Below are 11,630 nucleotides of genomic sequence, written 5' to 3'. Positions count from 1 at the left end.
TTGTCACCCGCACTTGAACCCTATTATTCGGCCGCTCGCGGGCCCGATGTCAAGCGGCGTAAGGAGGTTTCCGCGCCGCCGCAAGGTTTCTGTCGGGCGGACAACCGGCGGCGGCGCCCCAGCGTGACCGTCGCTGCGCCATAGGAAGGAACCTTTATAAAGTCGGCGGGAAAATCGGCCCGCGCCCCTGGCGACCGGCCGCCGCGCGCTTTTAGGGTGACGGCGTTCGGGGCGGGGACCACTGCCCCGCTCACCGGTGCACCACCGAAGGAAAGCGAGTTTCCCATGCCCGAACCCGTCGAGATGTGGACCGCGCCCGACTTCGTCGAGTACGAAACCCCGATGGAGGTCACCGCCTACGCGGCCCGCCGGGAGGAGTGACCCGCCGGACGGGACCGGTCCGCCGCGGTCCCGTCCGTCCCGGAAAACCTTACCGCTGAGCGAGAATCCCGGAGTACGCGAATGTCCACTGTGCACCCGATGAGTCCGGCGGAGTTCACCGGAGCCCTGCGCGGCCTCGCCGATCGATATTGGGGCAGCCATCCGTTCCACCGGCGGATGCACGCCGGCGAACTGACCGAGCGCGAATTGCGGCTCTGGGCCGCGAACCGCTGGTACTACCAATGTGTCCTGCCGCAGAAAGACGCGGCCATCATCAGCAATTGCCCGATTCCGGAAATCCGCCGGATTTGGCTCGACCGGATCGTCTACCACGACGGTGCCGTCGAGGGCGAAGGCGGAGCCGAACGCTGGCTGCGACTGTGCGCCGCGGTCGGCCTGGACCGCGCCGAAGTCCTCGACGAGCGACACGTCGCCCCCGGTGTCCGGTTCGCCGTCGACGCCTACGTCACCTTCGCACGCACCAAACCCTGGGTGGAAGCCGTCGCCTCCGGCTTGACCGAGATGTTCGCCGGACACCTGATGCAGCAGCGGGTGGTCGACGTCCTGGCGAATTATTCGTGGATTTCCCGGGCCGACCTGGCGTACTTCACCAACCGGATCGACAAGGTTTCCGGTGAGGGCAAGGACACTTTGGACATTGTCGTACAGCACTGCGTCACGCGCGAACAGCAGGAGAAAGCGGTGGCCGCGCTGTCGTTCAAGTGCGATGTCCTGTGGTCGATGCTCGACGCCATCGAACGCGCCGCGGCCGAGGAGTGAGCCGATGGACACCATCACGACCGCGTCGGTGCCGAAACTGCGCGTCGGCGTGCGCCTGACGTTCGATCACGTGCGCGGGACGCATGTGCTGCTGTTCCCGGAAGGCGTGCTGGTACCGAATTCCACCGCCGCCGCGGTCCTCGAACTTTGCGACGGTGCCACCTCGGTGTCCGGCATCGTCGCCACGTTGCGCAGCCGCTACCAAGGCGTCCAGGAGAGTGACGTCCTCACCGTATTGGCCCGGTTCGGACAACGGCGGGTGATCGAATGGACGTGATCGCGCCGCTCGGGTTGCTCGCCGAACTGACGCACCGCTGCCCCCTGCACTGCTCGTACTGCTCGAATCCGGTGGAACTCGTCAGCCGGTCCGCGGAAATGTCCACCGCTGAATGGACCGGCGCGCTGACCCAGGCCCGGGAACTGGGCGTGCTCCAGGTCCACCTCTCCGGCGGGGAACCGTTGGCGCGCCCCGACCTTCCGCATCTCGTCACGCACGCGAGCGACCTCGGCTGCTACGTCAACCTCGTCACCTCCGGCCTGGGCCTGACCGAGTCCCGGCTGACCGATCTCGTCGACCGAGGTCTCGCGCACGTCCAGCTCTCGGCCCAAGCCGCGACCCCGGACCGGGCGAACCTGCTCGCCGGCGCGAAAGCCTTCGACCGGAAGCTGGCCGCCGCCGAGCTCGTGAAAGCCTCGGGCCTGCCGCTGACCGTCAACGTGGTGCTGCACCGGCAGAACCACGACCAGCTGGCCGACATCATCGCGCTCGCCGAGTCGATGGGCGCGGACCGGCTCGAACTGGCCAACACCCAGTACTACGGCTGGGCCCTGCGCAACCGCGACGCGCTGATGCCGACCCGCGCGCAACTCGCCGCCGCGGAACCCATCGTCCGCGCAGCCGTCGAACGCCTCCGCGGCACGATGGAAATCATCTACGTCGTCGCCGACTACTACGAGCCGTTCCCCAAACCGTGCATGCACGGCTGGGGCGCGCGGCAACTCACCATCGCGCCCGACGGCACCGTCCTGCCCTGCCCCGCCGCCAGCGCAATCACCACGCTCACGCTCGACAACGTCCGCGAGACCGCCTTGGCCGACATCTGGTACCGCTCGGAGTCCTTCAACGCCTACCGCGGCGAGGACTGGATGCGCGACCCGTGCCGCACCTGCGACCGCCGCGCCACCGACTTCGGCGGCTGCCGCTGCCAGGCATTCCAGCTCACCGGCGACGCGGCGAACGCCGACCCCGTGTGCTCCCGCTCCCCGCACCGCGGCATGGTCGACCTCATTCTCACCGCACCGTCCACTCCGGACCTGATTATGCGTGGCGCAGCCCGATGAAAGTCATCCTCCTGGGCACCGCGGCCGGCGGCGGCTTTCCCCAGTGGAATTGCGCCTGCTCGCAATGCACCTCCGGCTCGCCTTCGCGTACGCAGGACAGCGTCGCCTTCAGCGCGGACGGCCGTGCCTGGCACCTCCTCAACGCCTCACCGGACATCCGCGCGCAAATCCTTGCCACGCCAGCGTTGCGAGCCGGACCGGGCCCGCGCGAGACGCCCCTGCGCACGGTCCTGCTCACCGACGCCGAACTGGACCACGCACTCGGCCTGCTCATGCTCCGCGAGGCGAGGACCCTGACCGTCCACGCCCCCGCCGCCGCCCTGCACGCGCTGACCGACCACTTCCCGGCCCGCCCCATCATCGGCGAGTACCACGACTGGACCTGGCACGCCTCCACCGAAACGACCCTCGACGGCCTCGTGATCACTTCCTTCCCGATCAGCGACAAACAACCGAAATACGCCCGCGCCTCCGCCCGTCCCGGCCCGTGGGTCGTCGCCTACCGCGTCCACGACCCGGCAACCGGCGGCACGCTCGTCTACGCGCCCTGCCTGCGCACCTGGCCGCCTGGCTTCGACGAGTTCACCGACGGCGCGAGCCTCGTCCTCCTGGACGGCACCTTCCACAGCAGCAGCGAATTCACGACGGCCACCGACAGCGCCAACCCAGCCGCCCAGCAGGCGATGGGCCACGTGCCGATCACCACGACGCTGCCGATGCTCACGAACCGCCCGGGGGTCGGCCGGTGGGCTTACACGCATCTGAACAACACGAACCCCGTCGTGGACCCGCACGGCGCGGAGCACGCTGCGGTGGTGGGTGCTGGTGCGGAAGTGCCGCCGGATGGAGCCGAGTTCACGCTCTGAACCGTGCGCAAGCCTCACGACGGGCGGATCGAGCCCGCGCACGAACGAAACGCAGAAGATGTCCTGCAGCGGCCCGTAATCATCCAGCCATGCCAACTCGGTCAGTAAGTCCGTCATCACGCCTCCAAGATCGACTGCGGCCATGATGACAGGCACCACCGACAAAAACCGGATCCGCGACCAAAGCAGTCCATTGTGGACAGCAGAGGGTCAATGATGCGGCGGCTCCGCCTGCAAAGTCCCGGCAGGCAGCCGATCCGCGCCCCAGCTGCGCTCGAGATACCCGATGATCCGCGCGACGTCCTCCGCGGGCACCTTCTCCGGCTCGCCGTGTTCCCGAGGATCGACGTGGAAGATGTAGAGCCGGGACGCGAACTGGTCGAACGGCAGCGAGGCCTCGCCGAACCGCTCGCCGTTGCCAGCGGTCGAAACCACCACGCCGTCGCCCCAGTCCTGGCCGCTGTCGTTGTTCGGGTTGTAGAAGTACACCCGCATGACGTCGTCGGGATCGGGAGCGGTGCGCAGGATCGTGATCGCGTGCCAGCCGACGTAGCGGGCGGCGCTGTCGGTGACCGCGACCCCGGCCGGCTGCGGGTGGATCAGCGGCTGCTCGCCGTTGTAGGACGGGTGGTAGCTCGCGTGGAACTGCCGCAGGAAGTCGTCGAGGTCGATCAGTTTTCCGGTGGCGACGTCGACGTTGATCCGGAAGCCCCGCGAGGCCCACCAGCCGTGGAATTCGGGGTTGACCCAGCGGTGCGGATCGCCCGGCCGGTCGGCGCAGCGGCGGCCCATCTCGGCGTAGATCCGGTCGAGATGGGGCACCACGAGCGACGACACCGGGTCCAGGTCGGCGGGCAGCGACTCGGAGAGCCCGGCCCCGCTTTCCTTCGACGACACCGGCTGTCCTTCGAAGTGCATGACGACCTCGTCGTCGCGCGCCGCCCACACCACGACCTGCAGCAGGTAGTCCGGGTCGTTGTAGGCCCACATCGACAGCGCCCGCGCCGACTGGCAGGTCGGGTTGTCGCCCTGTCCGACTCCGAGCGGCTGGCCCAGCATCGACAGCACGCCCGCGAGCAGCCGCGCCTCGGGCCTCGGCTGGTCGCCGAACACGAGCGCGAGCCGTTCCCGGGCGGCGGTGGACAGCTCCAGCGCCAGCTGTCGCCACAGCGCAGGCACGACCGGCGGTTCGTAGAGGATGCCGCGGTCGAGCAGCAGCGCCAGCCCGTAGACGCACTGCGCGGTCTGCGGGTGCACGGCTTCCTCGATCAGCCGGTGGACCAGGTCGTGGTAGCGCATGAGGCAGTTCCGGCCCACGTCGGACAGGCCGAGCGCCTCGCCGAGGAGGTAGTCGCTCTCGTGCGCCAGGTACCGCAGCAGTTCGGCGTGGTACGGCGACACCAGGCCGGTGTCGTGCATGGCCCGGGCGAACCCGGTCGCCTCGTACTGCAGGCTCGCCGCGTCCATCGCCTCGAGCCGCGCCCGGAAGACGTCGACGCCCGGGTCCTCCCGGCACGCCTCGGTGGTCCCGAACAGGCTGGTGATGAGCCGGTCGAGGCCCTGCACCGACGAACCGCCCAGGTCGACGTCCGGGTCGCCGCGGTAGATCGAGATCCGCGTGATCAGCGATTTGACCTGGTCGACCTGGATCGGGCGCTGGCGCAGGATCCGCCAGATCTCCTCGACGACCTTGTCCAGGATGCTGTCGTAGCCGATCTGGTCGGCGAGGTACCGCAGCAGGTCGCGGATCAGCTGCGCGGTCCGGCCCTGCCGGGTCCGCTCCGCCTCGCTGGGCGGCGTGAACAGCAGCTCCAGGTTCGCCCCGAGCACCTGCGACAGGAACACGCGGGCGTCCTCGGCCGGCAGCGTCGGATGCTCGTAGTCGCCGCACGCGACCGCGAGCATCCGCAGTTCGCTGGTCGCCTCGATCACCACGGTGTCGGAGTTCCCGCTGTGCAGCCCGGGGCCGACCAGCGCGGGGATCAGGATCTCCGGGGTGTCCCAGTCGGTGCCCTGGAAAACCCCGGCCTCCTCCAGCGCCCGCGCCCTCGCCCGGACCGCGGCCGCGCCGTCCGGCTGGAGCAGCACCCGCCGCAGCGCCTCCAGCACCCGGCGCAGCTTCGTGTGCTTGCCGAAGTCGCGGGTCGCGGCCATGGCCGCGACCGCGTCGTCGAGCGACGCCACGCGTTTGGCCAGCGTCGCAGTCGTGCCGGTGACGTCGGCGTTCGGCTCCAAGTGCGTCCTTCGGTCGGGGTGGCGGACTCGTCCGTGCTCAGACGTAGAAGTCCAGTTCTTCCTGTTCCTTCAGCAGGTCGCGCATCCGGTAGGCGTCGTCCCCGAAGAAGTACAGCAGACCCCAGTGCGTGCCGAACGCGGTCCTCTTCGTGACCGTCTCCTCCAGCGGCGCGGTCAGGTCGTGCGACTCGTAGTAGTCGTCGTCCTCGGTCTGCTGGGGGATCCGCAGCTCGCTGACCACCCGACGGCGAGGGTACACACCGAAACAGCCCGCGACGCCGGTCGCGTCGACGACCTCCCGCGGGAAGAAGGCGTCGATCTCCTCCTCCGTCGTTTTCGGGTCGAAGGACAGGACGAGCGCCTGGTAGGCGTTGAAGCCGTAGGCCCGTTCGAGCAGCTCGAAGACCTTGAACCCGGGCGGCCGGTAGGCGACCTCGCCGAAGTACATCTCGCCGTCGCTGGTGACGAAGTACTCCGGGTGCACGAAGCCGAACTCGATGTCGAAGGTCTTGACGAGCTTCTCGATCTGGGCGGTGATCTGCGGCCGGTACCGCTCCAGCTCAGGGGTCGCCGGCACGAACACCGAGTAGCCGAGCGTGACGTACTCCGAGATGTTCAGGAACTTGACCTTGCCGTTGTGGATCCACGCCTCGACCGCGAACTCCCAGCCGTCGAGGTGCGATTCCATCAGGACCGGGAACTCCTCGTCCGGGATCGAGTCGATCTCGTCCGGGGTCCGGATGACGCGGTGGCCGAGGCAGCCCGCCTTGTCGAACGCCTTCAGGTGGATGGGGTCGTTCGGGTCGCCGTCGAGCTTGAGCAGCGTCTGGTTGACCCGCTTGAGGAACCGGACGACGTCTTCGCGGTCGTGCGCCTCCTCGAAGATCCCCACCCGGATGCCGCCGAGCTGCGCGCGCCGCTTCATCAGCGCCTTGTCCCGCAGCAGCATCGCCTGGCCGAACAGGCGCGGGTTGTCCATCAGCACCGAGTTGATCGCGCCCGCCCATTCGACGGTCTCCTCGAACAGCGGGATGGCAACGTCGACGCCTTCCTCGTGCAGGATCTCGGCGATCTCCATCGACCGGTCGTTGAGCCGCTCGAAATTCCACGACACGTACGGGATGTCGTGTTCCACGCAGTATTTCTCCGCCCAGTCCGGGGCGACCACGACGTAGCGGCGGTCGAACCGGTCGAGCGCCTCGACCGCGTTGAGCGACCAGCCGAGCAGCGCTACGTATCCCTTGTCCGGGTCCTTCGCGACCGGCTCGGACTCTGGCATAGGGCGTTCCTCCGTTCAGCACGTGCGGCTCGCCACGGCGTGGCGGCCACGGCCGTGCTGCGGTCATATACCCGAAACCGGCGAAATGAAACGGATCCGTGCCGTACGGCGAGGTTTGGCGAGCGGAAACCGTTGCGCCATCAGGGTTTTCCGGGTTACGCGGCTCCGCCCGCCTGACCGAGCAACGCGCACGCGGTCGCGAACGCCCCCGGCAGGTCGTGCCCCATCCCCGCCACCACGTCGTCCAGTGCGCGCAAACCCGCCCGTTCCAGCAAGGTTTTCTCGTTCGTCACCCACTCTCCCTTCGCGGCCAGCACCGCGTGCCCGGTCTGCATCGCCGCCACGCCGACCGACGCCGCGGCCTCCGCGACCCGGCCGTGCCGCACGTACGCGGCCTTCGCGTACTCCAACGTCCGCGCCGCCGAAGCGCGCCAGAACTTGGGGGCGTTTTCCCGCAACAGCTCCGGATACTCTGGCCTCGGCAGTTCCCCGCGCACGACCCGGTTCAGCGCCAGCTCCGCCACCACCAGGTAACTCGGGATCCCGGCCAGGTGGAACGCCAGCGGCTCCCAATGGAACCGGCCCTTCTCCGCCTCGGCCAGCTCGTGCTCGACCACGTCCAGGTCGCGGTAGTGCACGTCCACCGGCCGTCCCTGCACGGTCAGCCACGCGCCGCCGTTGAAGACCCCGCCGCCCCATTCGCCCAGGCCGGACACCTCGCCCGGCAGGCCGAGCGCGCGCAGGTCGTCCGGATCGAACGCGCCGCGGTAGTACACCGCGTAGTCCCAGTCGCTGTCCGGCCGATGGGTGCCGCGCGCCCGCGAACCGCCCAGCGCCACCGCTTCGACTCCGGGCAAATCGGACAACAGCTCGGCGACGTGCTCGGCGAAGGTTTCCTCGTCGTTTTCCTGCATCCCCAGAACATGCCATGAATCTCTGCCAAGATCGCCAGTATTTCGCCGGTTGTCCAGCCGACCTGGGGGTTTGAATGCACCGATTACGCACCATCGCGCTCACCGCTGCCGCCGTCACCGCGCTCGGCGCCGCGCCCGCGAACGCCGCGCAGCCCTTCTCCGACACCGTCTTCGCCGCGACGCACAACAGCTACTCCGGCAACGTCGACGGAGCGAAGGGGTCCATCTCCTACCAGCTCGACCACGGTGTCCGGTTCATCGAATTCGACATCCACGACAACGGTTACGCCACCCGGCACGACTACGGGATCGGCCACAGCTCGCCCGGCGACCTGGTCGACCACGCGGGCAACCCCGCGTCCGACAGCCTCCGCGACTGGCTCGGCGTGGTGAACAGCTGGTCGGCCGCGCACCCGGACGCGGCGCCGATCGTCGTCATGCTGGACCTGAAGGACGACCTCACCGACAACGACTCGTTCGCCGCCGGAAACCTGGCCGCGGTCAACGCCGAACTGAGTGCCGCGTTCGGTCCGCGGCTGCTCTCCCCCGCCGCCTACCGCACCGGAGCGACCACGGATTCCTTGCGCGGCAGGGTCCTTCCGCTGCTGTCGGGCGACGGCGGCACGCGCGCCGCGTACCGCCGGGACGTCGGGTACCACCCCGCGGTCGCGATCAACAGCCGCGGCCAGGTCGTCGAGGTGCACGATTCCGGCGGCGGCGCGCTCTGGTACTGGACCGGACAGCTCGGCGCCGACGGACGCGTCGCCTGGCAGCGCCACGGCCGTTACGACAGCGGCCAGACCCCGGCGGTCGCGCTGGACGGCTCCGGCCGGATCGTCGAGGTGCACCAGTCGCCGAGCGCCACCACCCTCTGGTACCACACCGGCCAGCTGGGCGCGGACGGTGAAATCCGCTGGTCGGCAAGCCATCAGTACGACAACGGCGTGCTGCCGACCGTCGCGTTCACCAGCTCCGGGCTCCGCGAAATCCACCGCAGCCAGTCGAGCGACCAGAACTGGCAGTGGCGCGGCACCCTCTCCGGCGAGACCGTGACCTGGACCGGCAACGCGAAAACGTCCGATCCGCGTTACGACAAGGCGAACGCTGGGCGAATCTCTGTCGCCACCGGCGCCGACGGTTCCACCCCGGCGCAAACCCTGCGGTACTCCACGGATCTCGTCACCGGCGGCCGCGTGCAGTACCAGCAGGTGGCGTTCGACGAATACCAGCAGGGCGACCCGGCCGAACTCCAGGACGGGCTGTTCTACGGGGCTCCGGCGAAGGATTCAGCGTTTTTGGTCGCTGCGCGCAAGAGCGGGCACGTCGTCCGCGGCTGGGACTTCGACAACGCGGGCCTGGCCACCGATCCGCTGGTCAACTACCCGGCGACCAACCACCCGTACGACGACTGGTACCGGCAGCTCACCCAGGACGCCGCGCGCTAGGTTTTCGCCGGAACCGGTTCCGGGCCTGAAGAAAAAGGGGCCCGCGCTCTCCCACCCCGACGGGGAGAGCGCGGGCCTCGCCCGCAGGCTGGAGGGTCGGTGTTCCTCCCAAGAACACCGGCCCCTCCGGCCCGTGGGCGGTCAGGCGGTCCGCTGCCTGAGCCGAGCCGCCCCGACGGCTACGACCGGCATCGACGCTTCCCGAAGCGCCGCCCGTTCGACCGGCCGGCGGACCGCCCCGCCCGGAGTCCGCAGGCAATGTCGCTCCACGGATTCCATGAGCACGGCGGCGACCATCACGACCACGGGGGTAGCCAGCGCGAACCACATGTGGCCTTTGGTACCCAGCCGCGCGGAAAACCAATCGCCCGGTTTCCGGGAGGGCGGTCGCTAGACTGGCGGCGTGCGCACGCGACCGACGCTGACCTGGGCCGGACCTGGCGAACCGCTGCCGCGCACGGGCACGGTCGCGGACGTGGCCGAGATCGTCGCCGGGCGGCGGGTGCTCGTGCTCAGCGGCGCGGGCCTCTCCACCGAATCCGGCATACCTGACTACCGCGGCGAAACCGGCAGTCTCCGCAACCACACGCCCATGACGTACGGCGAATTCGTCGCCAGCGAGGCGGGCCGCCAGCGTTACTGGGCGCGCAGCCACCTCGGCTGGCGCACCATCGCACGGGCCGCGCCGAACGACGGGCACCGAGCCGTTTCCGCACTGCGCGCGGGCGGCTGGGTCTCCGGCGTCATCACCCAGAACGTCGACGGCCTGCACCGCGCGGCCGGCACTCCCGGCGTGGTCGAACTGCACGGCAACCTCGACCGCGTCGTCTGCCTCGACTGCCGCCGCACCACCGCGCGCGAAGACCTCGACGCCCGGCTGCGCGCGGCGAACCCGGATTTCGGCGCCGTGGCAACGCGGATCAATCCGGACGGCGACGTCGAGCTCGCCCAGGAGGTCGTCCGCACCTTTCGCACCGTGCCCTGCACCAGTTGCTCCGGCGTGCTGAAACCGGACGTGGTGTTCTTCGGCGAGAACGTGCCGCGCGCACGTGTGGAGCGGTGCTATCGGATGGTCGACGAGGCATCCGCCGTGCTGGTGCTCGGATCTTCGCTCACGGTCATGTCCGGCCTGCGGTTTGTCCGGCGGGCCGCGAAAGCCGGCAAACCCGTGGTGATCGTCAACCGCGGCCAGACCCGCGGCGACGAGCACGCGACCGTCCGCGCGGACCTGCCGCTCGGCCCCGCGCTCACCGAGCTGCTGGCCGTGCTGGAAAACGCGTTGCACAGCCCGAGCGCCGCCGGATAAGCTGCGGGCACTCCGATGGAACGGTCCCCGGAAGTACGCCGCAGAGCGGACCGGCCAGCCTGAAGACATCCAGGTCCAGGAGCGGGCGGCAACCCTGTAGTTGTCGACCCGTTTTACCGGAGGTTCTCCGATGTCTCTCGGCATTGGCCTGCCCGTCAGCGACCCCGCCGTCCTGCTCGACTGGGCGCGCCGCGCGGACGCCGGCCCGTTCAGCACGCTCGGGCTGCTCGACCGCCTCGTCTACGACAATCCCGAGCCGCTCACCGCGCTCGCCGTGCTGGCCGGCGCGACTACCCGTATCCGGCTGCAGACCGAGGTCCTGCTCGCCCCGCTGCGCGAGACCGCGCTGCTCGCCAAGCAGACCGCCACGCTCGACCGGATGAGCGGCGGCCGGTTCGTGCTCGGCGTCGGCGTCGGCGGCCGCGAGGACGACCACCACGCCGCCGGCACCCCGCTGCGCGAACGCGGCCGCCGTCTCGACCGGCAGCTCGCCGACCTGTACCGGCTGTGGTCCGGCGCGCCGTACAGCGCCGAAGCCGGTCCGATCGGCCCGGCACCGGCCCGCGAAGGCGGCCCGGAGCTGCTGATCGGCGCGTTCAAACCCCAGGCGCTGGCCCGCGTCGCCCGCTGGGGCGACGGGCTGCTCGCCGCCGCTCCCCCGTCGTGGGTCGGCGGGCTGTTCGACGCCGTGCGCCGCGACTGGCGGGACCACGGCCGCAAGGGCGAACCGCGGCTCGTCGCGCAGGTGAACGTCGCGGTCGGCCCGGATTCCGTCGCGGACGAAGCGAAAACGGCAATGCACGCGTACTACGCGTTCACCGAAATGGCGGAGCACATGGTGAGCGGAATGCTCACCACGCCCGGCGACATCCGCGCCGCGATCCGCGCGTACCGCGATCTCGGCGCGGACGAGGTGATGCTCTACTGCTGGGGCAGCGATCCCGGCCAGGTCGACCGGCTCGCCGACCTCTGCTGAACAGCTGACCTTTTCTGAACAGCACGGGAAGTAAGCTCGCGCCCATGCACGCGTCGACGCTTTCCGGCGGATCTTCCGCGCCCCGTCCCGGAATCGCCCGTCGGCGG

12 protein-coding genes are annotated in these 11,630 nt (G+C 69.6%); 8 read left to right on the top strand and 4 right to left on the bottom strand.

Going from position 1 to position 11,630, the window contains the following annotated elements:
* Positions 1-285 precede the first annotated feature (285 nt).
* From pqqA to pqqB, 5 genes are all read left to right on the top strand, one after another.
* Positions 286-381 (top strand): pyrroloquinoline quinone precursor peptide PqqA, encoded by a 96-nt coding sequence (pqqA, locus tag EIZ44_RS00480; protein ID WP_037358081.1) that lies wholly within the window; start codon positions 286-288, stop codon positions 379-381.
* 81 nt (positions 382-462) lie between these two features.
* On the top strand, positions 463-1,161 hold the full coding sequence (pqqC, locus tag EIZ44_RS00475) for a pyrroloquinoline-quinone synthase PqqC (protein WP_037811409.1): 699 nt from the start codon (positions 463-465) through the stop codon (positions 1,159-1,161).
* 4 nt (positions 1,162-1,165) lie between these two features.
* A complete protein-coding gene (pqqD, locus tag EIZ44_RS00470; RefSeq protein ID WP_134727349.1) occupies positions 1,166-1,438 on the top strand; it encodes a pyrroloquinoline quinone biosynthesis peptide chaperone PqqD in 273 nt (90 codons plus the stop codon).
* The gene (gene pqqE / locus EIZ44_RS00465; RefSeq protein ID WP_134727348.1) at positions 1,429-2,502 is read left to right on the top strand and encodes a pyrroloquinoline quinone biosynthesis protein PqqE; all 1,074 of its coding nucleotides are present in this window, start codon (positions 1,429-1,431) and stop codon (positions 2,500-2,502) included. Before pqqD ends, pqqE begins: the two co-directional genes overlap by 10 nt.
* Positions 2,499-3,368 carry a pyrroloquinoline quinone biosynthesis protein PqqB gene (gene pqqB, locus EIZ44_RS00460; RefSeq protein ID WP_134727347.1) on the top strand — a complete coding sequence of 290 codons (870 nt, stop codon included), beginning with the start codon at positions 2,499-2,501 and terminating at the stop codon, positions 3,366-3,368. Before pqqE ends, pqqB begins: the two co-directional genes overlap by 4 nt.
* 210 nt (positions 3,369-3,578) lie before the next feature.
* Here pqqB and EIZ44_RS00455 read toward each other — a convergent pair whose 3' ends face one another.
* The 3 genes from EIZ44_RS00455 to EIZ44_RS00445 form a co-directional block, all read right to left on the bottom strand.
* On the bottom strand, positions 3,579-5,603 hold the full coding sequence (locus EIZ44_RS00455) for a hypothetical protein (protein ID WP_134727346.1): 2,025 nt from the start codon (positions 5,601-5,603) through the stop codon (positions 3,579-3,581).
* Between the two features lie 37 nt (positions 5,604-5,640).
* Positions 5,641-6,882: an ATP-grasp domain-containing protein gene (locus EIZ44_RS00450; protein ID WP_134661762.1), complete on the bottom strand. Its 1,242-nt coding sequence runs from the start codon at positions 6,880-6,882 to the stop codon at positions 5,641-5,643.
* A gap of 155 nt (positions 6,883-7,037) precedes the next feature.
* A complete protein-coding gene (locus tag EIZ44_RS00445) occupies positions 7,038-7,796 on the bottom strand; it encodes a nucleotidyltransferase domain-containing protein (RefSeq protein WP_134727345.1) in 759 nt (252 codons plus the stop codon).
* Positions 7,797-7,870: 74 nt separating this feature from the next.
* On the opposite strand from EIZ44_RS00445, the gene EIZ44_RS00440 reads away from it, so the two are divergent.
* Positions 7,871-9,241, top strand: a complete 1,371-nt coding sequence (locus EIZ44_RS00440) for a PI-PLC domain-containing protein (RefSeq protein ID WP_037811396.1) — start codon at positions 7,871-7,873, stop codon at positions 9,239-9,241.
* 141 nt (positions 9,242-9,382) lie between these two features.
* Here the strand turns inward: EIZ44_RS00440 and EIZ44_RS00435 are convergent, their stop codons facing one another.
* Complete coding sequence (locus tag EIZ44_RS00435) at positions 9,383-9,571, bottom strand: hypothetical protein (RefSeq protein WP_037811394.1); 189 nt, start codon at positions 9,569-9,571, stop codon at positions 9,383-9,385.
* Positions 9,572-9,644: 73 nt separating this feature from the next.
* Between EIZ44_RS00435 and EIZ44_RS00430 the strand changes: the two genes are divergently transcribed.
* On the top strand, positions 9,645-10,547 hold the full coding sequence (locus tag EIZ44_RS00430) for an NAD-dependent protein deacetylase (protein ID WP_134727344.1): 903 nt from the start codon (positions 9,645-9,647) through the stop codon (positions 10,545-10,547).
* Positions 10,548-10,677: 130 nt separating this feature from the next.
* On the top strand, positions 10,678-11,523 hold the full coding sequence (locus EIZ44_RS00425) for an LLM class flavin-dependent oxidoreductase (protein ID WP_134661765.1): 846 nt from the start codon (positions 10,678-10,680) through the stop codon (positions 11,521-11,523).
* Positions 11,524-11,630: the final 107 nt, after the last annotated feature.

The sequence above is a fragment of the Amycolatopsis nivea genome (assembly GCF_004522235.1).
Classification (GTDB): Bacteria; Actinomycetota; Actinomycetes; order Mycobacteriales; family Pseudonocardiaceae; genus Amycolatopsis; species Amycolatopsis nivea.
Note: the sequence above shows the minus strand (reverse complement) of the source record. Positions and strands in the feature narration are given on the sequence as shown.